We start from the raw sequence: 24,438 nt of genomic DNA, 5'->3' as shown, positions 1-24,438 counted from the left end.
AATAAATAAAAAAGGTGCCTTATAGCACCTTTTTTTATCCGCATATAGTACCGACTCAATCGAAATTAGTCGTCTGCGCCCTCGTGAGCTGGAGCGCTCACCAATTTATCGTCTTCGCCACCAGCAGCTTCCGCTGGCTTCTTTAATGCTTTTTCTGCTTTTAGCCAGGTCATAAATAGTTCATACCATATAGCTAAAACCACAGCACCTAAAAATAACCCAATAATACCAGCGGTTAACATGCCACCGATCGCGCCTATTAGAATAACTGGCATTGGCACATCTACACCGCGCCCCATCAGCATAGGTTTTAACACGCTATCAGAAATACCAGCCACTAAAACCCAAATAGTAAATATAGTTGCAGGCGTTGAATCATGTGTTGAAAACACATAAAAGATCAGTGGTAACACCACTAACAGCGGCGGTAATTGTGCAATTCCCAATATAAACACAATAAAAGTAAATAACCCTGCAGCCGGAATACTAAAAGTAAACAACGCTGAGCCAATTAAGATGGATTGAATAAAGGCAACACCAACAACCCCTAATAACACACTACGGATAGTCGCAGCAGTTAAACTCGTCCACTCTTCACCGTGAGTCCCCGCCACTTTGACGGCCACCGTACTAACGGCTGCTGCAGACTTTTCTGCATGAGCCATAAAACCACCAGCAATAGCCAATGAAATAATAAACATCACCAAAGTACCTAAGCTACTACCCAACATACCAGCGGCAGCGCTCACACCGGTTTTAATTTGTGGCAAAAAATGTAGCACAGCCTTCTCTAAATTAGTGGCAAATAATGCCCATATTTCATATAGCTTATCGCCAACTAAGGGGAGATCTGCAATCTTTTGAGTTGGCCCTGGGATATCAACATCACCAGATTGCAAAACTTCTATTGTGTGAGAAATCCCTTCAAAAAGAGAGCTCGACACAATCCAAAATGGTGCAATAAGTAGAATAATCCCAGCTAACGCTAATATGCTGGCAGCAACGCCACGCCGCCCTTTAAGCGCACGCTCAAGTCTTTGTGTCATTGGCATTAGCGCTACCGCGATAATCGCTCCCCAAAGCACAGGAATAACAAAAGGTTTAATGATATCGTACGTCCAAACAACCAATATAAACAGTAAGCCAATCCGAATAGCGGACTCCATCATGTTATTGATAAACAACTTACTCTGACTATGTTGCATAGGGTTTTCCATATTAAGCTTCCTATTGGGTTTCCTTATGAGCCAATCCTGAACTCACCAAACTAGCAACGACAATCGCCATGTAAAACACGCCAGCAATTGCCTCCATATAAACTGCAACTTGTGCAAAAGGGGTATTTGGGCTGATATCGCCATAACCTAGTGTGGTTAAAGTGACGAAACTAAAATAAGCCATTTGAGAAAAATTTTGACCCCAGGCGCTATGCTCAATACCAGTAAAAGCAAGAGGCGAAAGCGCCAAAATAAGTAAATAAACTAAAGCCCACATTAGGCCAAGTAGCAAAAAAAGTGCAATCGAACCAACAACCTTATTGCCATCGACAGAACCGGAGAAAAGTATTTGCCGAGCGATTGAACTAAATGTCCCCCAAAAAAAAGCAAACATAAGCATCAGCATAAAGAGATCAATATAAGGAAGAGAGGTAAATCGTTTCACCATTGCTGCTATCAGCCAAACAACAATCAGCCCTTGCATAAAACGCTTCCAACTTTTGTCCACGCCTAGGCTGATCACACAAACTAAAAAGGTTATCGCAATAACCCCATCAAGCAGTGATTCAAGCATGCCATCAGCAACAGATTTAACTAAAGAAGCACTTAATAACAACACCACGAGAGCAGCGGTCATATAGTAAAAATTATTGTGTTTAGTTATTATTTTTTTTATCAAACTGGCGATTCCTTGTCAGCTCTCATTTTTCCGCCATAACACTTATTAGTTATTAGGCTAACACTTTCAATACAATAGCTTAGTTTAACTGCAATTGCTGATATTTTTTAACCGCCTATCCTCTAATTAAGCTGTAAAGAGTATTAAAATTGATTAGCTGTCTATTGATATGCGAGAACGTTAGCTTTGAATAACGGCATCCTTAATACCAAGCAACAACACAATGCAATGCTCTAAAATGGGTTAAAGCCCGCTACCTGTTCGCCCTTTTATCAACTACCTCAGCTGTATCACTACTGTGTATTTATTGTATAAATTAAGGGGGAAGACATTTGATACCTAACTTTGAAATACCTTAAACCTGTCCCCGTACTTTATGCAAGATAGTCGTTACCGCAGTGTCAGTGTATCTGCGCCACGCAGCTATTGCTCCAATGGCACCGAATCCTATCAATCATATTGTTAAATCTGCTAATAGACGCAAAGTCAGCGATTTTTTACAAACAATCTCGTATCAACAAGCGTGAACCTATTAAGGGGCCTAGTTAGTTTTTTCAAGTGTGTTGCTTTCCACCAAAAAAACGTTCCTGCGAAACCATTTTAGCGGTGAGTTCAAACTGTATTCATGGGGGCCAAGTGTTATTTTTTAGCGGATTATAAGGTTTTACAGCAGACGCGAACCTGATTGCGTCCTTTATCTTTGGCTTCATAGAGAGCTGAATCAGCTCGCTTCATGGCTGTTTGAAAACTGTCATTGCTGGTAATGTCGGTTATGCCGAGAGACAACGTGACGGACGTTTCTTGTTCAACTCGTAGCTGAATTCGGTTCGCGATAGCCATCGATTCTTGAAGCGGCATCTCAATCAGAACGAGAAATTCATCACCGCCCCAGCGAATAAAATGGTCGCTTTCTCTTAGGCAGTTACGCACAACGGACGCCACCTGCTTTAACATTTTGTCACCTTCTAGATGACCGAAACTGTCATTAACGTGTTTAAAATAGTCAATATCAAACACCAACATCGAGCATTGAGCTTGGGTCAATTGGCGCCAAAACGGCCTTAATTTAATCCTGTTCTCTAAATAATTACGATTGTAACAACCGGTAAGTAAATCATAAAACGCACTCTTATTTAGACGCTTATTTTGATAGAAAATATAAAACAGGTTAAGGATAGCAACGGTAAAAATTAATGCTAGGCCGATCAAAAATGAGACAAAGTATTGCTTTCTCGAATTATTGTAATAATCCGTGTTGTCCATTTTAAGCAGTAAAATTCGATTGATGTCTGCTAAGTAATGAAAATAAACCAAATAGTTTTCACGGTTGCCATTGCTCCACAAAATTTGGTCCTGCTGTTGGATTAAGTCAAACTGCTGTTTGGATAAATTGGGATACAAAGAAAATACTGATTTGCCTTTATTATTTTTGGGCAGCCGAATGTCTCCGTCTAAATTCAGAAAACTGATGTCAATGTTATTATCAAGCCCCTGAATACGCTGATATAGGTCTTCATAGTTTAAGCCTATCCCAAGGATCCCTATCGTCTTTCCATGGTCGTCTTTGATCTTATGGTCATAGTAGAACGAATACAGGCTCTCATATTCAAGCTCGTCTGGATCGTACAAGGCATAGCGATAGTCGGCTTGGCCATCAATAAACTCTTGAACCCACTGATCTCTTGCAGAACTGATATCAAGCTGAAGAACTCGACCAAGGGTGTCGAGATAAAGGCCATTACAGGAGTCCACTAAACCAATCTGTTTAACACCAATGGCGCGTTGCTTGCTTTGCAATTCGAGCAATAGTTTATCTACCTGATAACCATCAGCTAACTTTTCGGCATATAGCTCTGCTAATATTTTGCTGGTATAAGCGTAATTTTTATTAATTTCTCGAAGCACATTGGGAATGTGGTTAGTCGTCTCCTCCAGCGCGGTTTCGACCATGCTTTCCCGGAACGATTTAAGGTTCATGTACTGAAAGGAAAAATTGACCAACGAAAACACAATGACAATCAGCAATGTAATTTTGATTGTGCTAAGTAGGTGAGCATCTATGCGCTTGCGGTTTAGTTTCACTAGAGCCTCAAGGTGCCGTCGCAAGTAAGCTTGGGGAGCACCTTGCGCAGGCGCTCACAGTATTGTGACCTAGCTTAACGAATTTAGGTTATTGATGGGAAATGTCTTTATTAAGTTGTGACGCATACCTCTTTTAGAAAAAAGAGAGCCAAAAGAAAAGACAGCTATACCTTTGTTCTATCGTCCCACTCTCAAAAATTTTTAGTAACCTGATCACTACTGCTAGTGAAGAATTGCTATCATGAGCTCTGCAAGATATCCCCTAATCGATGCTGAAACAACGCGCTTATCATGTTATCAATCTCGGTGTATTACTTGTCTGGCGAAGGTATATGATAAACATCTACACGGCTGAATTGTTGATGAAATAGAAGCATTATCCGATATTTTTGGACATATGCGCCTTTGCTGTCATACATCATCATTCGCATTTAGGATAGATATGAATAAGGCGAGGTCTTTAACAAATCATAACATCATTACTCTATGGGTTCTGGCAACTAATGTTCATAACCTCGCTACTAAGCATCTCAATAATCACACCTTAATAAAATGCCGCTTGATGGTTAAGTGGCTTGCTCGCTTGTCGAGTATCTCTTGGTTTATACCTTGCCTCAATGAAGGTATTCCTCTCAAAGCAAATCACGAAGATGGGTTACAGGTGCTTTCAGGGAGAACAATTTGAATCGCAAGCACAACTTAATTGATAAGCGTTATTAGCTTGTAGATTTGAAGCCAAAAAGAGCAGCCATAACCAATACTGTAAAAACATCTGATTTCACTTCGACTCAAGAGGAGTTACAGAACTTAAAACAATCAAATACTTGAATGCTTAACGCAGGTTCATCAACCATATGACTAAGCCAGTCTAAATTGCATGAGTCAACACGCTCTTCCTATACGAAGACATATGTGTATCACTGAAAAACAACCCGTGGCGAAACCACGGGTCATGTTACTTACAGATTGCTATTTCAACCCTAATGTATAACTGCTACCGAAATGACTTCCTCGGTCATTAATCTCGCTGTAGGGCAACAATCGGATCCAGTTTGGCAGCTTTATTCGCTGGGTATAAACCAAACCCCACGCCTATCGTCATACACACGCCTAGTGCCAATAAAATAGCAAACGGTGACCAAGCAACAGGCCAACCCGCCGCCGATGAAATGACGAGTGCTAATAGTAAACCCACACCTATTCCAATAATGCCGCCTGTAGCCGAAATTGCGATACTCTCAATTAAAAACTGACGCGCTATATCTTTGCGTTTTGCCCCTAAAGCTCTGAGCAAACCAATTTCTCCAGTACGTTCTAGAATGGTCGCCAGCATGATATTCATAATACCTATGCCCCCAACGAGCAAAGAGATCCCTGCCACACATGCCATCACAATATTGAAGATCTGCTGTGTTTTTTGGTGTTGTGCAAGCAAGTCTGCAGGTACGACTACATCGAAGTCTTTTTCACCACCGTGGCGCCGATTCAACAGATGTTGCAAACTTTTAGCCGCTAACGAAGGCTCAACGCCATCAGCCAACGCCAGTTTAAATGCATCAAGCTCACTTTCTAAACTGTTAAACTGCATTTTTTTTAACGCTGTGGTTAACGGAATAAACACCTGATTTCGTTCCCCGCCAAGCTTAACCCCTTGAATGCTCGACTTACTGCCCTCTTTTTCAGAAAGCACGCCGACCACAGTAAACCACTGATGGTTTACCTTTATAAGGCTGTTTATCGCGTTACCCTGCGGAAATAAACTTCTCGCGGCTTCAGGCCCGAGTACCGCAACTTGCTGATAATAATTCTCATCACTAACGTTTAACGTACGCCCCTCACCTAACGGCAATGCGCTCAGGTCAAAATAGCTTGGCGTAACACCAGATACTTTCGCGTCACTACGGCCCTTTAAACTAAATAAACTGAAAACCTTAACGTCTTTCTCTGCGCTCCAGTTCTCTACAAATGGCAAAGTATCGCGAGCACTTTCAATATCACGCAAACTTAAGCCAATGCTATGTTCGCGCTCCGATTTTAGTGCTTCACCTTCAGCGCTACGAGCATTAACTACAAGATTATTTACACCCATCGACTCAATCATTTTTAATGCTTCACGCTCAGCCCCTTCGCCAACGCTTAGCATGGCAATAACCGCACCAACACCAAATATCATGCCGAGTAATGTCAGCGAAGTTCGCAGTTTATGATGACGCATTTCATCAAAAGCTTGTTTTATACCTTCCCAATATACAGCAAGTGGAATTGAGCTTTTGTTAGCGGAAAGGTGAGTGAGATCCGCCAAAGGTCTATTCTGGGTCATACTCGATTCCTCTTTGGCGGAGTCGTAAGCGCAACAGTATCACCTTGCGCTAATCCTTCTTTTATTACCGTGCGGTTTAAACTGCGATTACCTAAAGTAACACTCTGCTTAGCAAAGCCCTTTGCTGTTTTTAGATAAACCCAGTACTCACCTGACTTTTGGAACAAGGCTTGATTAGGCACAGTAATGACATCTTTGATGTCTAGCGCATGCACCATGGCGTTAATCTGTCGGCCGGGCTGCATAATTTCAACCAAAGTTTCATCTAGACTAACTGTTATTTGAAAATAGTTAACCGGGCTATCTTGCTCCTTTGCTTTGGCTAACGCGTCGAGTTGCGTTAGCGTCCCTGTTAGCGCGAGCTCTGGATACGCATCAAGATATAAGGTTACAGGTTTGCCTATCGCTAAACCTAACGCCTCGGATTCAAGTACAAATAGTTTAGCTTGCATCTTAGAAGTGTCGGGTAATAAGCCTATAGCCATCCCCGACCACATCATGTCTCCCGGCACAGGTAAAGCACCATTCCAACCTGGCTGAGCAACAAATAAGCCGTCGTGAGGCGCGACTATCTCCATCTGCTTAAGGTTGTTTGAATAGCGATTCATTTTCGCTTTATGGCCTTTTTGCTTTAATTTAATCAGCTCTTGCTCAGCTTCTGCTTGAGAGCCATGCTGGCTAATTCCCCACCCATAAAAATCCATCTTCGCTTCAAGATAATCTTGGTTACGCATCTGATCAATAATATCTATTTTGGTATAAACACGTTCATCTTCACTAAAAAAGCGTTCAGCTAAATCTTGCTCTTGGGCAGTTAACTTTGTGTCGGTGCTCAGTGACTTATCAATGGTTTTATCTTTTTGCGATTGGATCTGGCTATCAAGACCTAAACGGTCGTAATCGAGCGCTTCCATCTCCAATCGAAAACTCTCTCGAGTACCATCCATCCTTGCTACAACGTCACCCGCTTTAACGCTGCTAAAATTATCCATAATCCACGCCAGTGACTGTGGACCTCGAAGACCTGTCGGCACATTTACGGTAGTGGAGTTACTGGCCTCTAACTCACCTGTTGCAGGGATATCGACTTTAAAATCAGAACGATTCACTTCAAAAGTTAATACGCCGTTGCTAGCAGGATCGCTACATGCCGTCATCAGCAATACTGCGCTCAGCATTAAGCTACTAGCAATCAATTTACTGTGACTTTGTTCTTTTTGCTGTTGCACTTTATAGCAACTAACAAAGGACTTTACTGTTTTTTTTATCATGGCAGTAACACCTCTTCTCCTTTGCTCAGCCCTTTGCTAATAACAACTTGTTCTTTGCCCATGGCGCCTAAACTGACGTATTGTTTACTATCACTAAATAATCCAGGCTTAATCACATACGCCTTACCGCTGTCATAATGAACGGCGTCTAACGACAACAATAATTCTGCCGCTTTATTAGCGATATCGATACTTATCTTGGCCGTCATGCCTGGTCGCATTAATTCAGAGTCCACTTCATCAATACTGGCAACAGCATCAAAAATAACCAAAGGAACGTCTTGGTTCTTTATTCTAAAAACAGCACCTAGCTCAATGATTTTACCGTTAAAACTTTTCTCAGGATTAGCATCAAGACGGATTTTTAGCGCTTGGCCGACTTTTACTCGCCCAGCTTCAACTTCAGGTATCGTCATATTGACCTGCATATGTTGCAGATCTGGAATGCTTAATACCGTGTCGCCGCCAAAAATATTCTGCCCTTCAGCAAGCTTATTACCTTGCTGGTCATTGCCATACACCACCATCCCGTCACGTGGAGCAATTAAGGTTAGCGACTTAATGCCTTTTTCAAGAGCTGCGACTTCTGCTGCAAACTTTTTTTGGTCGCCGGCTAACATCTTCATGCGCTGCTCTGCGCCTTTTATTTCAAGCTGGATCTTTTGGTTAATCAAAATGACGCGATCTTTGGCAATCACCGCATCTCTCAAATACTTTTGCTGATCGATAACCGAAACGGTTTCATCCGAGATATCAACTTTCATCTGACTTTTTTCTTGAGTCATTTTAGCTTCAGCTAATTCAAGTTTTAACTCTTCTAACTTTTTAGCATTACGCAATTTAGAGGTTTCAATGTCTTGTACTGTAGTGGCCAAATTTGCTGACTTAACCGACAAACGTTGAGTCAAGGTTGAAGTATCAAGCTGAGCGACCCTATCGCCTTTTTGAACTTGGCTGCCTTCCGGCGCTAACATTTTGACTTGGTATTGCCATACACGTCTTAATGCCGGCGGCTTTAAATTGACGGTATTGGCTGACACTAACTCTCCAGTTACTTCGATTTGTTGATCCAATATGCCAGATTCAACTTGAGTCACGACTTTGTCACTACAACCTGTAAACAGAGTCGATAGCAGGCATATTACTATGGCTGTTTTTTTCATGATGAGCTGGCTCCCGCTTCTACTAACACGCTCATACCGGGAATTATTTCAACCCGCTCGTCGGCAGTAAACTTAATCGCAATTTTAAACCAATTACTATTGCCCCAAGCAGCTTGTGTACGTGCTTGTCGGCTGACTTCATTGATGCTGCCGCTCAATAAAATTGAAGATTGTGAATCAAGGCGTAACTGCACAGGCTCGCCAATAGTAATGCGGTCGACATCGACTTCATTAACCCAAGCGACCACTTCTAAATCGTTTAACGCTGGAATATTAGCGACTTGCCTGCCTATCTGTACGTTGTCACCTACTGAGTATTTTTTATCGCTCCACGGGTCGCGACCATATAATACCGGTCCTGCGATTTCAGCGCGTAGTTCGAGTTGTTCAAGACCTGAAAGCGCTTGAGATAATTCAAGTTCAGCTCTTTTTTTATCAATAGCTAATTGCGATAAAGATGCGCTGCGTTTATCTTCAACCTCGCTCAGAGCTTGTTGCTTTTTCGATAATTCTGATTCAGCTTTAAGCTGGTTAAACTGATTATCGGCATAGTCTTTAGCAGCAATAAACTCCGCAGGAATAGCCGCGTCGAGTTTCGCCTTTTCAAGTTCGAGCTTAGCCTGTTTCAAGTCGAATTTTGCTTGTAATAACTGGCCGTTAAGCTCAATAGCTTGACTTTGCTCCTGAGCAGTCACACGGAGTAAAGTGCCTTCAAGCTGTTCAATTCGATTATCGATTTCACTTTTATCGAAAATCACTACAACTTGACCAGGGTCAGCTAGGGAACCTTCTGGCATCATCCATTGAATTTGATAACGCCAGGAGTCACCCGCTTTGGGAACGACAAACGGCTGCGAGATCACCGAAGCTACCTGACCAGTTAATAATAGCGGCGCCAGATCTTTTTGTTGTAATGTAGCGATTGCTGAACCTGCAGAGGCTGTATTAGCGACAACAGCTACAGGAATATCAGTACTCACAGCGATCTCATTATTAGCCATCGCTACTGCAGAAAAACTGTTAAGCAGTAATACGGGGAAAACCCCCTTTAACAAGCGATATTGCGCTTGGCATTTGTGAGCAAAAGAGCGATTAACACTAACGTTATCAACATCGACGTTATCAACATCAAAGTGCTTAGTGTTTATAGACTTATTAAGCAGCATTGTTACCTCGCTCTTCAATCTCAACGATATCACCATCACGCATGCGAATAATCCGCTGTGCGTAGGCTGCGACTTCCTCTTCGTGAGTCACCAGAATAATGGTTTGCCCGGCCTGATGAAGCTCGGTAAATAACGCCATAATTTCTATAGAGGTTTTACTGTCTAGCGCACCAGTTGGCTCATCGGCAAGTAATATTGCAGGACGATTGACTAACGAGCGCGCAATAGCCACGCGTTGTCTCTGGCCGCCTGATAACTGGTTGGGACGATGATCATATCGAGTCCCAAGTCCCACTCGCTCTAGCAGTTCATGGGCGTAGTCGGTATCTTGTGTAGGTTCAGCAGCAAATCTCAGCGGTAATAATACATTCTGTAACGCAGAGAGACGCGGCAATAAATGAAAGCTCTGAAATACAAAACCAATTTCTTTATTACGTACTGCAGATAAAGCATCGTCGTCAAGTTCTGCAACCTCTTGCTCGTTTAAGCTATAGCTACCTGATGTTGGTTTATCGAGACAACCTATGATATTCATCAAGGTTGACTTACCTGACCCCGACGGTCCCATAATGGCAACAAACTCATTTTTTGCGATAGAAAAGCTGACACCATTCAGCGCTTTTACGCAGCTATCCCCCATAGGGTATTCTTTAGCTAATTGCTGGACTTTAATCATAACAGGCTCATTTAGCAGGGCTAACAATCATCGATACCGCTTATCATACCGTTAAGTAAGATAACCGTTGACCAGTTGCACTGCAAAAGTTTGTAAATAAAAATAATATAAATCTATTACTCGTCAGACAATATTATTTTGCTAATGTTCGTTAGCGATTAATTATCTTTTTCGATATATAAGATGATTGAAACAGGAGTGGTGATTGAGGAGGAAAATAAAGTTTATGAATAGGTAACATCTTCAGTCCTTGTTAATAATGTTTCAATCCATTTAAACATTGAATACAATATACTTAAGCTAAGTAAAAAATACAAGCTAGCCTGCCCTAAGCGAAAATAGCAACTATAATCCACTCACTTACGACAACTGAATACCAAGAAAAACCTTAGCCTGCATGCAGCTTAGCTATACTGCATAAATGGCGCGGTGTTCCATGCATAGCTCCGCGCAAATTAATAATTAATATGTTCGTACCTGATTATTACTCTTACCACCAAGGCTTATTTAATAGCTCCCCTAGCGCTAACCAAGAGTCGCTCCGGCTAAAGTAAAAACGGCGATTAAGACAAATAAAATCCATTGAAATAAGCGCTTAAATGACACGTTTACGTCTGTCATAAAACCAATATACAACTGCCAAATAGCAAAAAGACCAAAATTAACCGCAATAAAAATTAACATGCCAAAACTTTGCATTAGCGCTACGGCTGCAAACGCACAAGCGAGTAGTACTACGCTAGATAACAATAAAAATACTGACACATAATGAAAAACACAGTGCATTATTGCTTTTGCTGTAGGGTCATAGTCTGCCCGCAGCATCGGCTGTAAAAATTCGCGGCGCCCATAACTCAAATGACCAATAAAAGTGAGTACCGCTATCATCCCTGCGATCAGTAAATAAATATTCATCTATCCCCCTGTTAAGCATAATCACTTAGCTATTACGGCTAAAACAGATACAGTGACTGTTTTAACCGTTCTGTAAAATTTGGTTTTCTAGTTTGCTCGGTAATGGCTTAGTAATCTAACACCAAAGCCTAGTTGCATAAGAGACAGGCTGGCCGCCAACATTCTTACAAAGTTAGATGGCAACATAATACGATTGATAAGATTAAACCAAAGCATCAGTCTCAAAATCGACTGTTTAGTCATAAAAGCAGTTAGCAAAAATAAAAAGAGAGTCCTTTTCAGGTACTCCCTTTTGAATCACTCTTTTGACAGTATGCTGTTTCTCAGTTTGCTATCTGTTGCCGAGAATAAAAAAACGCACTATTTCACCTCTTCTAGCAGATAAACTGACTCTATTAGCAATTACATGGTTGTCATGGTCCAATAGTCCAAACGTTTATCCGGCTGAGCAATTATCGACTGACACGTTTCTTTATACTTACCCATTAACGGACCTAAACTCTTAGAGTTTGGCATTGTAGCTCTATGCTTCTCAGTTGCGGCGACAATAGCAGCAGAAACCTGATCTTCTGTATGGTATTGCTTAGCCAATTGCTCTGCTTGTTCACCAGAAACCTTTAAACGATCAACTACCGCCGCCATTTGCGGTGCGTTCATAGCGGAAATCGCATCAGAAGCAATATGATAGTACGCAGCGCAATCTGCTAGCTCACCGACAAAAGCATCTTCAGCTTCTCCCGCGAAGCTATTGAAAGACAATAAGCTTGCACTTACGACACAGATGGCGAGATTAACCTTTGCAAACATCGACAATATTCCTTTTATTTTTGTTAGCTGTTCGTATCTAGCTCATATTGAAATGTAGACATTCCCTCAATTTTAACCAACATATACATTATAGATGATGTTTCTATTGGCAATAGACGGTTAATATAGGTCACTCAACATAAGCTAACTTATATATTTCTACTTTAGCTTTTATTGAATATCAAGCGTATAGCGAAAAAACGTCTCATATTTTTAAATGCCAACACCTCATAATGTGCTTGAGTATTGCCGTTTTGAGGATGGACCTCAAAGTCATGACCACTACAGCAGAAGATTTTGTATCATCAATAGCAGCAAATATTGATCTTGCCCCCTCCTTTTTTACATTGCTTTCAAAAGATACAGGCCATTGGGGATAAGACTTAATGATGATATTTAGTTATTAGGGATAGTTTTCGTTAGGCGCAGCTTACACCTAACGAAGTACTAGAGATTAAAGTGTTATTGCTTGATGGTTCAGTAGCTTTTGTTTCAGACCTTGCTTAATATCCGTCCACTCGCTGTCAATAATCGAATAAACCACCGTGTCCCTAATTGTGCCATCTTTGAGTAATTGATGATTACGCAAAATACCGTCTTGTTTAGCACCTAAACGGCTGATTGCTAGACGCGAGACTTGATTTTGAATATGCGTTCTGAACTCAACCGCCATCACGTCAAGCGTTTCAAACGCATAGCTTAAAAGAAGTAGTTTAGCCTCGGTATTCACAGCTGTGCGCTGAGCACTTTTAGCATACCAGGTATATCCCACTTCTAAACGACGATGTTCTTGATACCACTGACAAATACGGGTACAGCCAATAACTTCACCGGAATAACGGCATCTCACCACGAATGCTAGTGTTTCCCCTCGAGCTTCAGATGCTAATGCCGAAGCTATGTAACTTTTCATGTCATCGGGATGGGGAACCTTGGTATACCATAGTTCCCACAAGTTACCATCAGAGACAGCAATACTCAGCGCAGCTTGATGCTCTAGGGTCAGTGGTTCAAGGACGATATGCTCGCCAGTTAAGCTTTCCTGTTGTAGTTCTTTGTTCACCATAACCTCCTGTCAAATGCTTGTCTAAGCTAGCATGCTTATCAAATTGTTATAAGCTAACTTTTATGAAACTTGTTCAACACCTATAAGGATAATTCTTAATCACTGTTGAAAGCTGCTTACATGCTAGCAATACCACACTAATGGACTATTCAGCGCTTTAAACCTGTCTGCAATCTTCTATAAATATCGAGCGAAAGTCATACCATCTTTTAATGTTTTAGTTGGTGCGCTCAATGCTGGCGTACCTAAATAGAGAAAACCGACAATCTGATCTTGCTGCTCCAAGCCAAGTAATTGATGAACATTGGCGTCAAAAGCCAACTCTCCAGTGCGCCAAATTCCACCCAGACCTTGAGCAAACGCAGCTTGTTGCATTGCCATTACGGCGCAGCCTGCTGCAAGATGTTGCTCTAGCTCTGGTACCTTTGGATGCTCGGTGACTTTGGCGACGACAGTAATGACCATAGGTGCACGCAGCGGCATATTTTTAGCTTTAACGATTAAATCTTCATCTGCCCCCTTAGCTTTAAGTGCACTAACAAAAATATCACCAAGGCGAGCTAAACCATCGTCTTCGGCAATAATAAACTCCCATGGAGTCAGACCCGCATGATCTGGGGCGCGAGTGGCTGCATCTAAAATATGCTGCAGCTCAATAGGTGATGGGGCTGGTTGAGTTAATCTCGGAGTCGATTGACGAGTCAATAATAATTCTAATGCGTCCAAATGATTGTCCCTTATAAACATTTTCACGAAAAAAGGATTACCCATATTCGAGTGTCACTTGAGAATATCAAGCGCACATAAAAAATCCCACCTATTTAGTGGGATTTAATAAATTAGCTATTTTGTTTGGAAAAGCATTAGTCTAATTAGCTTAATTAACTCTTTTGGTGATGCTTTAATAATATTACTGCTATAGCTTAGTTCGCTTGTTAACTCATGAGCTAGGTTCTAGTTAACAACACCGTTTCGTTTAGCGATATAATAATCAAGACTGGTATAACGACCTCCCCCCATAAAAATAAGAGCAAGCAACATCAGTAAATAAGTAATCGCAAACTCAATACCATTGTTTAATATGACAAAATTGCCAGAGCTGGTCAGCCATTCATAATTGCCATTTTCTTGTAGGATTTCTTTAGCACGAGCCAGTTTATCCGCAGAGGCTAAAACATTTTCATTCGCTAACCATGAACTAGCATCCGCAATCGCTAACCAACCATTATCAATGTGGACGCTAAAAGCAGCGACTAGCATGGTGAATGCTAACGGTATAGCAATAAGCCGAGTAGCCAAACCAACGATAAGTAATGCTCCGCCAAAAAATTCAGTACCCGCGGCAAGTGCAACCATGACCTCAGGAAAAGGTAAACCCAACCCCCAATCTGGATTACCAAACCAAGCTGCTGTATCGCTAAAGTTTGATAGTTTATTGTAACCAGCCTGCATTAATACCGGTGCAAGATAAAGCCGTAACCCCAAAGGGGCTATGCCTTCAACGAATTTAAACCCATCTAATAATCGTTGATACAGTTTAACTAATTGCATGTGCTTCCCTCTTAAAGTTATTCTCTCAAACTTGCGTCTTTTGTCGCTAAATTGAATCTTGTATATGATTTTTAGCTGCGCTAAATCAGTTGCCTTAACATATCGCTTTGATGACGCCGATGGCTGTCTGACATAGCATACAGGGCCCTTTTGCTAATGACCCGATACAGTAAAAATAGTTGTCAGCTACAGATTTAGCTATATAGACCATTGTAAAGTCGAATAACTTTCATTCTCATTAAAAATAAACACAAGCCGTTATTCATCCGATTCACTAAGCTCTATCAAATCTTGTTGTAATCCGGAAAGTTTATTTTGAAAATGGCGCCTTTGTTTTTCGGTGGCTTGTTGGTTTAATAAGATAAGCAGCTGGCCAAATTCATTGGTATTTTTATCAAGTGCAGCTTGGTAGGCATCAGATTTAAGGCTATCAGGCTGAGTCATTAGTACAGAAAGACTGTGGGAAAGGGCCGCTGTATTGTGGCGATTTTTCAACGTCTGAGAAAATAAACGGATCCACTCGTGACGGTACTCTAGCCACATATCAAGTGTACTACCGCGATTAACGTTATATTGATGAATAGCTTGCTCCTGCTCGGAAGATAACTTACCTAACCACTGCTTGACGCGCTTAGTGATCCGCTCGTCAGCCATTTCAACCAGTTCTTGTTGATCCTTATTTAAATACTTTTGATTTAATTCAACTTCATCCACTTTTAACTGAGCAATAATTTGCGCAACTTGTTGGTCGCTAAATGAAGCAACCAAAGGTACTAACTTAGGTTTTATAAATTCAAATGTACGTAACCAATGACCTTTTGCTTGTTGCACATGCTCACGCCACAATTTAGGTGTTAAACTTTGTTGTTGTATTTCTATTGCTATTTTCGCTAAATGTTGTTCATAACGCACAAGTTCATCACTACGGTGCCAACGCAAGAATTTATCTAACAATGTGCCAAATTGACTCTGCTGGCTATCATTAAGACTGACATACTCTTCGAGTTTCCATTCAATCGCCCAATCTAAAAAATAATAACCAACCTTAGTCGAACAACCTATAAGGCAAGCAACGAGTGTTATCCAAATAGCACATTTCTTCATACATCCCCAATTCGATTAATTAGACTGCTTAGGCTTTCAAAAGTAGAAACGCTTAAAATGGTTAAGTGCCACAATATAAGAAGTTAAACGACTCAAATGTACTAAATCTAGAGATGATAAAGATGAGTACACTTTAACGAACGCTAAATACCTATATAGATTGTTATAACCTAGCATAGAACAATGGAGAGAGTTCAGAGCGATACAAATTGTTATACGGGCGAATAACAACAGCAATATTAGATATAAAACAAAGTAAGGATAGATCGAGGAATCAATAGACCACTATGTACAGCTGGAGATCAGTTTAAAGTATTGCTCAGCACAATCTAGATACTCGCACACAGAGTGATAATCGTCCCTTTTTAGTACTGCAGCATTCGAATCTTCTCCTTTAGCGAAAACAGTTTGTTCTGTTAAATAGGTCTCTAGTTCTAAACCTATATCAAAATCAGCTAGCAAGCTATCAAATGCCATTTGTAACGCCCAACAGACTGCAAATACCCAGTAAAGATCAACTGCAGACTCCACACCCTTGTCCGCCGTTTGGTTTAAATTTGGATTATTTTTTAGATACTGACTTATCAACCAGTGCCGCTGAGTAGATGATAATGAATGACTGGCAATAACAGCTGCAAGATCGCATAGCGGATGTGAGCTACAGGCATATTCAAAATCAATACACTTTAATTTATCGTCTACCACCAATACATTATATGGGTTTAAGTCACGATGACTATATTGCAGGTTTACCATGCAATCGGCTAAATTGACCAACATATTATTAATTGAGCATCCAGAGTCGCACAGGTTTGTATAAAGCTGCTGCCAACGTTTCAGTATCACTAATAAACACGACTCAGGAACCTCACGAGGCCGTTGACTACCGTGTTGTAATATCGGCAATATCTTTGCTTGCATACCTGCTAATCGTTCTTGGTATATGTGCCACTGCGAATCAAGTGTTATCTCATTATGTGGCAAAGGTAAGCTTTGTAATCCATTTAGTAATTGTAAAAGTTTCCGCTCTGCGCCTGGCCAACTTTCTCGCGTACTTTTAATAGGGTGAGAGCTATTTGCAGCCATTAGCTCACTCCAGCAGCTTTGCTCATTTTGAGCAAAAAACTCACTCACATAGAAAGTATTACCTAAGCTCACATAGACAATTTTTGGCGCTAGATTCGCATCACTCGCCAAGCGCCAGTTGGCTACTTCACTATCACGGTTGCAGATCTGTGAGCTAGCCCAACTGTTAAGCCTTAACACCCACTCAGCTTCTTGAGCTTGACTAGGATGCCTGGCTCGCACATAGTAATTGTCATTACTTAACCCCTGAGTTAGAGGCGCAATAAGGCTTATATTTGACAGGTTGGCCTCTTGAAAATATGGGCTTAATTTAGCTAGTAAAGCGGGCACTTATACAGCACCTGTCGAAAAGTTTAGTCCTGTAGCAGACTGTTGTTGCATCGTTTTGCGCCACATAAAGTAGCCGAAAACTACCATACCTAAATAAAGAATGAATAAAACGGCCGTTAACATCAAACCTTTACTTACATACAGATAAATTGAAACGGCATCAATAATAAACCAATAGATCCAGTTTTCTAAAACCTTTTTAGCCACCAAATAGGTAGTCATTACAGCAAAGCAAGTCGTTGCGGCATCTAAGTAAGGCAATGCGGCTTGTGTTTGCGTCGCCATAAAATGACCGACAACTAGAGAAATCGCTGCGGTTACGCTAATTAACTTAATATGGGTCGTTAAGCCCCAAGAAACGATATTAACACCGGCATGTTTATTCCCTCCCCTTGTCCACATCCAATAGCCATAAACCGCCATGGCCATATAATAAACGTTCAGTAGCGACTCCATTAACAAAGCCACATTCCAAAAAAGCACGGTATATATCGCGGTACTGGTGAATGCTGCAGCCCAGCACCAAATACTGCCCTTCATGGCAAAAACAAGGTACGCCAAAGCTAATAATACGGCTACAGCTTCCCACGCGGTCAAAGCTTGTGCTTCACCAAAAGCGCTAGTAAAGCTGTTGACTAGAGTCAGCCAAAATTCAGACATGTAAAACGCTCTCCATCTAGTCGTAAACAATCACTAAATAGTTCTATTATTTTGTAAAAAATGGTCACAGAACAAAACTGCACTGTGACCATTTTAGCGTGTGTATTGTAACAGTCGCCATTTACTCGCTATGGTTTAAATTTAGCTCACCACCAATAAACTTACACACAAATACTGCTTTGCCGAACTTCTCATGGGCTGCTTGCATTTCAATCGCTAGCATTGACATTACGTCGCTATATTCACCAACAACTTGAGTAGCCATCGCATTAGTAACACGTTGGATATTCTCGTAAGAGTCAACGCGACCAATAAACCATTTAATAGGCTCTAGATAATTATCTTGTAGCGGGTAACAACTGATCTCTGCAGTCAATTTCATCTTACTAACCTCAGCCGTCTTGAACCGACGGCTTAATAATATTGTTAATGAATTAAAGTGATTTAAATCTACAATTACAAAAACTTAACGTTAAACGTCATACCAATTTGTTGTGGGTCACCATAGCGTATATATTGCTTATCTGCCCAGTCCAAATCAGGCTCATTACCGAAGTAAAAACCACGAACGCCGTATTTTTCGTCAAACAAGTTACGTCCCCACAGGTAGACAGACCAAATATCGGCTTCATAGCCAACCTTTGCGTTAAAGACTTGGTACGCATCTGATTTTGACTCATTACTGTCTGAGTAGTAAAAGTCGCTCTTACCACTGGCGTTTACATTGGCGAACCAGCCGCTATCACTGCGGTAGGTCGCCCCTAAACTAAAAGTAAAGTTTGGTGAATGGGCTAACTCACGGCCCGACAAATCAACAACTGTACCGTACTTATCTTCATACTGATAATCACCATAAGCAGTTTCAAGCCAGCCTACACTACCGTACACCTGTAGGTTATCAGTGGCATACCAATTACCATCGAGCTCAGCACCATAGTTATGAGAGCTACCAGCATTTTCAGTAAACAAGATAAAGTTACCTTCTTGCCCTGGTACCGTTGATTGCTGAGACGCGGCAACTTGTTGATCTTGCCTATCCATATAGAATAATGCGAAGTTGGTGTTTGCTTGGCCATCTAACCAAGTCGACTTTAAGCCCAACTCATAGTTATAGAGGATTTCAGTGTCATATTCTTTTTTATCCGCGACTTCTTCTGGCAATGACATATTAAAGCCGCCAGCTTTATAACCACGTGCTATACGAATATATGATTCATGGTTTTCACTTAACGCTTTGCTCAGCGCAATATGCCCTCCCCACATCGTTTCACTTGGGTCGAACTCATCACCTGCAGAATCGCTATAATCACTATCGCGACGCTCCACACGTAAACCGACAGACAGCGCATAGCTAGAGCCTAAATCTGAGTCTAATTGACCAAATAGTGCATAATTCTGAGCTCGATATTCGGCAGATAACTGGCTGTAGCTATCAACAGTGTCGTTATCTTCTTGCAAATCCATACCATAAACACCGATTAACCAATCAGTGCTATCAGCAAAAATGCGACCAGATTCTGTAGAAGACAATCTAAACTCTTGAGTGACTGTTTTTCTTTCGCCTTTTTTATCCCAGTTATATTCATATTCACATGGGCTACCGTCACAATCTCGACTTGCCCAATAATCAGGGTTTGCCCAGTCGCCATCGTAGTTGTGGCGAGTGTCTGATTGTGCCAAAGAGGTTAATGAGGTCAACTCAAAGTCCTCGGCTCCTGTATAAGTGAACTTAAGCGATGAACCAGTTGTGCGCTGTTTATCAACACCTGGCGCATCGGTTAACGTATCAAAACCGTTATTATCCAATGTCCACGCATCATAACCATTATCATAATTTGCATGTAGTAGAGTTAAATCAATTTCTAAATCGTCTGTTGCGTACCAACGTAACTTAGCGCGCCCGGTAAACTCATCACGATTATTAGTATCACTTCGATCAAGGTAAAGGTTGTCGCGATAGCCATCTTGCTGATGTTGTTGCAAAGACACGCGATATAATAAATTCCCCGAATCGGTAACAGGACCAGAACTAAAACCACTAAAGGTTTGTAGGTTATCATTACCTAATGAAACCTCGGCGCCATGCTCAAACACATCTGTCGGATCGTTACTCTTAAGGTAGATAAGACCCGCTAGTGCATTAGCACCATAACGTGTGCCTTGCGGACCGCGCAGAACTTCAACTTGCTGTAAATCATACATGCTTGAAACCATGCCCAAGCCTGATAGATCGATATCGTCTACCACGAAACCGACCGAGGAGTTAGGTGCTCCTTGATACTCTTCTTGCTCACCGACACCACGGATTTGAAAATATTTTGGACGCGAGCTGCCACCAGACCAATTGAAGTTAGCAATATTATTCAAGATATCTTCGAAATGCTGCGCGCCTTCATCTTCAATTTGTTGCTGGTCGATAACCGTAACGCTTGAAGGCATTTTTTCTAATGCTGAACCACGAAAATCGGATGTAACTACCATCACTTCGATATCGTCAGGCGTTGAAGTTTGTTGGCTATTAGCAGCAACATTGGGAGATGAAATTACTGCAATTACCGCGAGGGCAATTGGCGAATAAGAATTTAGATTTAACATAGGACCTCAAAGTAAAATTTTGAGATCCGGCATCAGTAAAGAAGCGATCGGAAAATGAATTGTGGCCCATTCCTACGCCGGTATTAGCCGGATCAGGTTCAAAGGGTTCGTTTTGCAACATCTCAGTATAAATCTACAAATCCAACTTTCGATTGATAGACTTTAACACCCCTTGGCGAGCGCGATTATACATGAATTTTACAACTCAGTGACAGACTTCTTAAAAAACCTGAACGCTATGCATAAAAAAACGCCAGTTTAACTGACGTTTTTTTAACAGACGTATTTTTTGTCGCTTTCGTCGACTTTTAATTACTAATTAGAGAAAGCTTTTCTGACATAAAGCTCAAAGCGAGTCGCATTGGCATTAGGTGCAACAGCACTGACCTGCAACTGTTGTTTACCATGAAGTTTGACTGACTTCCAGCTAACCCCTTCATCATCAATCGTCATACCGTTTAAGTCATACCAGGTAAACTTGTATTGCAGTCTAAGGTCGGTAGAAACTTGGCTAACAATAGTGCCAGTACCACGTAAAAAGCCACCTTCAGGGCGTGCCATGATGTTGGCTACTTGAACTTCTTTACCAAAACTATTGTTATCAACACGCACTTGGCCGTCAGAGCCAGCCATGACACCGGCGGTATGTGGCGCACATGCGGTAATAATTAATGCGGTAAACAGCCCCAATAAAACCTTTTTCATATCCATCCCCTTTATTACTCATTAGCATTGCATTTATGCTTATCTGTATAATCTAGCACTAATCTATCAAAAAGTGCGCTCTTGCGGTGGCGATTAAATGCTTACGATTGGTTTGCCAACAATTAATGCTTACATTGGCCACTCGCCGGCCTTGGCGGGTGATCTTACACTCAGCAAAGCTATCTTTATGGTAACCCGCTCTTAAGTAGTCAATTGAGAAATCGACCACCTTAGGCACCTTAGTGGTTTGCATAAATACCATTAACTGCACTATCGCCGACATTTCCATAAATCCCGCAATCACACCGCCGTGTAAGGCTGGTAAAATAGGATTACCTATGTTGTCATCTTTTGCGGGTAACTTGAACACCAACTCATCGCCAAAACGCTCAACTCCCATGCCGATGAATTTAGCATAGGGAACGTGCTCGAGTAGATGACCAAAGTCATTGAGCTCAGTCGCCTTTTTAACGATACTTTTAACGTCTAGTTTAGCGCTATCATCAACAAGCATGGCTTCATTAGAACTCATTTGCGTCTCCCATCAAAGCTTGCCTAAATTCTTCGCCAACCATCTCAGGACTAATACGCATGAATGAGCCAACGGCGTGGGCAATAGGATCATCAATAGAGTCTTGATAGGCAATTGCCCGGGTAAACGCCACGCTTGACGATAATTTATAACATTGTGCATGACCATAAACGGGTTTATGGGGCTCAGCAGGCTTCATGTAATCAACCCGCAAATCGAGCGTTGGCGAGATCTCAAGCAAATCGCATTTATCGAAGATTGAGCAAACGACTGCACAACCACTAGCTGTATCCATTAGCGTGGTAATGACTCCACCATGAATAACGCCGGTATCAGGATAACCAACTAACTGAGTATCGTAAGGCAGCTCCATTAAGACATGGTCACCACTGGCCTCTAATACCTGCAACTTTAGCTTTCTACATTGTGTCAGTTGGTCAACAAAACGCGTTGCCATAGCAGTTAAAGATTTTTTATCGCTGCCTAATTTCATGCACTTGGGCTCAGCATTCGCCCTAGTGGATGACCACCCACTAAATGCATATGAATATGAAACACTTCTTGCCCTGCATGTTGATTACAATTCATTATTAAACGGTAACCGTCTTCCGCAATACCCGCCTCTTGCGCTAGCTTAGCAGCTACAGACATCATGCGACCTAATGCTTTTTCATCCGATGCCTTAATATCATTGGCTGTTGGGATCAAATGGTTAGGAATAATTAAAATATGTGTAGGAGCTTGGGGGGTGATGTCTCTAAATGCAGTCACAAGCTCATCTTGATACAAGATATCAGCTGGAATTTCACGACGAATAATTTTACTAAATATGGTTTCTTCGGCCATTTATCTGCCCTCAATAGGAAATTACTAGCCATAGTATACTCGAAAATATTAACAAGGCGATGGTCGATTCAACTACGAATTCAATCAAATACAACGATACAATTTGTACACACTTTAAACAGGTGTATATACAATCTGGTTGACATTCCTCAGATAACCACATCTAATGAGAGAAATATTTGCAGGAATATGGCCATGCTTACAGAAAAAGAAACTGCGCTTCTCGACGCAGCGACAGAGTTAGTCAAAGAAAAAGGTATGATTGCCTTAAATATGTCTGACGTACATAAAAAGGCGGGATATTCGCGCGCAGCGCAGTATCAATCTTTCAGCGATAAAAATGCCTTGCTTGCGGCGCTTTGTATGCGAGAGTTAGTAAAAAATACCGAAGCGATTGTGCAAGGGCGTTTTGAAGATCTAACCGGTGAGTTTTCAGTTGTACTTAGACCTGTGGTCTACAGTTATTTAAAGCTGTCAGATAGACTGATGATCGACTCTGCTTTTGGTCTAATGCTGACCCAGGTACGCTCGTTACCAGACGAAGAAAACTTTTCCTTTATGAAGAGTGGCTTCGAGTTTTTAAATAAAGAACGCGAAATGTACAAGTAGCATTAACGATATGATTAAAAGTGATGTAGAAGTGCTTTTATACTCATTAAGATATTAATAATAGCCGGTTAAACCGGCTTTTTTATCTCTAAAATAAAGCTAACTAGCCTTTTTAAAAGCTGGTCTATCATTTAAGTTCGACAATAATGTATTCCCCTTCACTTTAAGAAAAACTTGATAGCAATCAGAACAAACATAGCGCCCGGATAGAGTGTTCTTAGTCTCAAACTGGTTGCAAAAAGTACACAGCCCAAAATGAATCCCTCTATTTTGTCTTAGTACAAGCTGCGGCTTAATTGATGTCGAATCACCTCTATTGCTAGAATCTAAAATCATTTTGCTTAAGCCTATAATTAGTACTTTAAAACAGTATATCGATAACCCCGTAATAAAAGAGGCAATTAGTGCAATAATGCTTAATGTAGAGACCTGAAATATAGCGATGTTAAACAAGCCAAGTAGGCATATAAATACCGCAAGAATCGTTAATGCTTTATCAACAAAAGGAAGTTGAGACTTAAACTCATTGATTGCTACCATTCTAACCAAGCTCTTTGATCAAATAGACAACACCATCTTTTTCATAAACATTTTTAACTTCGCTTCCCTCACCTAGCACGACTACCTTACTGCCATCATCAGTTACAGCATTGCCAGCTGCATCTAAAACGATGGCGATGCCTAAGGTCGTTAATATTGGCGAATGAAAAGCATGATAGTGGCGGTGATTTTTAGGGATAACTATGACTTTGTTACGCTGATATGGCTTACGGACTTTTTGACACTTAATGCCACCAGAACGCTCACAACCAACTGTTGCAGCTTTAGCTTGCTGTATACCTAAGCCCCATGTACTGACTAGCATTACACTCAATAGCAACCTTGTTTTCGTTTTCATGTCATCACCTTTATTAAACTTGAATACAGATAAAGCATACAACAAAAATAAACACCTGTATAGCGCAATCAATAACCACCACATTACACAGTAAAAGGTACTGTTTCAATACAGACCAATAACGCGTTAAAAATTGTTTTATTTAGCTTAAGTTGATAGA

Annotated in this window: 24 protein-coding genes and 1 riboswitch; of the genes, 1 reads left to right on the top strand and 23 read right to left on the bottom strand. The window is 41.2% G+C overall.

Going from position 1 to position 24,438, the window contains the following annotated elements:
* Nucleotides 1-65: 65 nt before the first annotated feature.
* The 22 genes from L2747_RS07255 to hinT all read right to left on the bottom strand — a co-directional run bounded on the left by L2747_RS07255 (nt 66) and on the right by hinT (nt 22,771).
* Nucleotides 66-1,217, bottom strand: a complete 1,152-nt coding sequence (locus tag L2747_RS07255) for an AI-2E family transporter (RefSeq protein ID WP_248998408.1) — start codon at nt 1,215-1,217, stop codon at nt 66-68.
* A 10-nt stretch (nt 1,218-1,227) separates the two neighbouring features.
* On the bottom strand, nt 1,228-1,896 hold the full coding sequence (locus L2747_RS07250) for a potassium channel family protein (protein WP_248998407.1): 669 nt from the start codon (nt 1,894-1,896) through the stop codon (nt 1,228-1,230).
* 654 nt (nt 1,897-2,550) lie between these two features.
* Nucleotides 2,551-3,846, bottom strand: a complete 1,296-nt coding sequence (locus L2747_RS07245) for a sensor domain-containing diguanylate cyclase (RefSeq protein WP_248998406.1) — start codon at nt 3,844-3,846, stop codon at nt 2,551-2,553.
* A gap of 1,150 nt (nt 3,847-4,996) precedes the next feature.
* Entirely contained in the window at nt 4,997-6,193 is a 1,197-nt protein-coding gene (locus L2747_RS07240; RefSeq protein WP_248998543.1) for an ABC transporter permease, read from the bottom strand.
* Between the two features lie 101 nt (nt 6,194-6,294).
* Nucleotides 6,295-7,476 carry an efflux RND transporter periplasmic adaptor subunit gene (locus tag L2747_RS07235; RefSeq protein WP_248998542.1) on the bottom strand — a complete coding sequence of 394 codons (1,182 nt, stop codon included), beginning with the start codon at nt 7,474-7,476 and terminating at the stop codon, nt 6,295-6,297.
* Nucleotides 7,477-7,565: 89 nt separating this feature from the next.
* The gene (locus tag L2747_RS07230; protein WP_248998405.1) at nt 7,566-8,732 is read right to left on the bottom strand and encodes an efflux RND transporter periplasmic adaptor subunit; all 1,167 of its coding nucleotides are present in this window, start codon (nt 8,730-8,732) and stop codon (nt 7,566-7,568) included.
* Nucleotides 8,729-9,898, bottom strand: a complete 1,170-nt coding sequence (locus L2747_RS07225; RefSeq protein ID WP_248998404.1) for an HlyD family secretion protein — start codon at nt 9,896-9,898, stop codon at nt 8,729-8,731. Before L2747_RS07225 ends, L2747_RS07230 begins: the two co-directional genes overlap by 4 nt.
* The gene (locus L2747_RS07220; protein WP_248998403.1) at nt 9,888-10,574 is read right to left on the bottom strand and encodes an ABC transporter ATP-binding protein; all 687 of its coding nucleotides are present in this window, start codon (nt 10,572-10,574) and stop codon (nt 9,888-9,890) included. The genes L2747_RS07225 and L2747_RS07220 overlap by 11 nt, the downstream gene beginning before the upstream one ends.
* Nucleotides 10,575-11,099: 525 nt before the next feature.
* A complete protein-coding gene (locus tag L2747_RS07215) occupies nt 11,100-11,489 on the bottom strand; it encodes a hypothetical protein (RefSeq protein ID WP_248998402.1) in 390 nt (129 codons plus the stop codon).
* Between the two features lie 402 nt (nt 11,490-11,891).
* Nucleotides 11,892-12,296 (bottom strand): hypothetical protein, encoded by a 405-nt coding sequence (locus L2747_RS07210; protein WP_248998401.1) that lies wholly within the window; start codon nt 12,294-12,296, stop codon nt 11,892-11,894.
* A gap of 454 nt (nt 12,297-12,750) precedes the next feature.
* Nucleotides 12,751-13,359 carry a GNAT family N-acetyltransferase gene (locus tag L2747_RS07205; RefSeq protein WP_428848512.1) on the bottom strand — a complete coding sequence of 203 codons (609 nt, stop codon included), beginning with the start codon at nt 13,357-13,359 and terminating at the stop codon, nt 12,751-12,753.
* A gap of 180 nt (nt 13,360-13,539) precedes the next feature.
* Nucleotides 13,540-14,088 (bottom strand): NAD(P)H nitroreductase, encoded by a 549-nt coding sequence (locus L2747_RS07200; protein ID WP_248998399.1) that lies wholly within the window; start codon nt 14,086-14,088, stop codon nt 13,540-13,542.
* A gap of 228 nt (nt 14,089-14,316) precedes the next feature.
* A complete protein-coding gene (locus tag L2747_RS07195; protein ID WP_248998398.1) occupies nt 14,317-14,913 on the bottom strand; it encodes an HvfX family Cu-binding RiPP maturation protein in 597 nt (198 codons plus the stop codon).
* Nucleotides 14,914-15,171: 258 nt separating this feature from the next.
* Nucleotides 15,172-16,017, bottom strand: a complete 846-nt coding sequence (locus L2747_RS07190; protein WP_248998397.1) for a DUF6279 family lipoprotein — start codon at nt 16,015-16,017, stop codon at nt 15,172-15,174.
* Nucleotides 16,018-16,302: 285 nt separating this feature from the next.
* Entirely contained in the window at nt 16,303-17,433 is a 1,131-nt protein-coding gene (locus tag L2747_RS07185) for a phosphotransferase (protein WP_248998396.1), read from the bottom strand.
* Nucleotides 17,434-18,093 carry a nicotinamide riboside transporter PnuC gene (gene pnuC / locus L2747_RS07180; protein WP_248998395.1) on the bottom strand — a complete coding sequence of 220 codons (660 nt, stop codon included), beginning with the start codon at nt 18,091-18,093 and terminating at the stop codon, nt 17,434-17,436. It lies immediately after the preceding gene.
* Between the two features lie 121 nt (nt 18,094-18,214).
* Complete coding sequence (locus L2747_RS07175) at nt 18,215-18,475, bottom strand: hypothetical protein (RefSeq protein ID WP_248998394.1); 261 nt, start codon at nt 18,473-18,475, stop codon at nt 18,215-18,217.
* 74 nt (nt 18,476-18,549) lie between these two features.
* A complete protein-coding gene (locus L2747_RS07170; protein ID WP_248998393.1) occupies nt 18,550-20,688 on the bottom strand; it encodes a TonB-dependent receptor in 2,139 nt (712 codons plus the stop codon).
* Between the two features lie 52 nt (nt 20,689-20,740).
* Nucleotides 20,741-20,871, bottom strand: a riboswitch (TPP riboswitch).
* A gap of 132 nt (nt 20,872-21,003) precedes the next feature.
* The gene (locus tag L2747_RS07165; protein WP_248998392.1) at nt 21,004-21,393 is read right to left on the bottom strand and encodes a YcfL family putative periplasmic lipoprotein; all 390 of its coding nucleotides are present in this window, start codon (nt 21,391-21,393) and stop codon (nt 21,004-21,006) included.
* A gap of 58 nt (nt 21,394-21,451) precedes the next feature.
* Nucleotides 21,452-21,925 (bottom strand): PaaI family thioesterase, encoded by a 474-nt coding sequence (locus L2747_RS07160; protein ID WP_248998391.1) that lies wholly within the window; start codon nt 21,923-21,925, stop codon nt 21,452-21,454.
* Entirely contained in the window at nt 21,915-22,418 is a 504-nt protein-coding gene (locus L2747_RS07155) for a PaaI family thioesterase (protein ID WP_248998390.1), read from the bottom strand. The genes L2747_RS07160 and L2747_RS07155 overlap by 11 nt, the downstream gene beginning before the upstream one ends.
* Complete coding sequence (hinT, locus tag L2747_RS07150) at nt 22,415-22,771, bottom strand: purine nucleoside phosphoramidase (protein WP_248998389.1); 357 nt, start codon at nt 22,769-22,771, stop codon at nt 22,415-22,417. The genes L2747_RS07155 and hinT overlap by 4 nt, the downstream gene beginning before the upstream one ends.
* Nucleotides 22,772-22,966: 195 nt before the next feature.
* Here hinT and L2747_RS07145 point away from each other — a divergent pair, with 195 nt between their 5' ends.
* Complete coding sequence (locus L2747_RS07145; protein ID WP_248998388.1) at nt 22,967-23,380, top strand: helix-turn-helix domain-containing protein; 414 nt, start codon at nt 22,967-22,969, stop codon at nt 23,378-23,380.
* A 541-nt stretch (nt 23,381-23,921) separates the two neighbouring features.
* Here the strand turns inward: L2747_RS07145 and L2747_RS07140 are convergent.
* Nucleotides 23,922-24,278 (bottom strand): hypothetical protein, encoded by a 357-nt coding sequence (locus L2747_RS07140; protein ID WP_248998387.1) that lies wholly within the window; start codon nt 24,276-24,278, stop codon nt 23,922-23,924.
* Nucleotides 24,279-24,438 lie beyond the last annotated feature (160 nt).

Origin of the sequence: Shewanella marinintestina (genome assembly GCF_023283845.1) — a bacterium.
Lineage (GTDB): Bacteria > Pseudomonadota > Gammaproteobacteria > Enterobacterales > Shewanellaceae > Shewanella > Shewanella marinintestina.
Note: the sequence above shows the minus strand (reverse complement) of the source record. Positions and strands in the feature narration are given on the sequence as shown.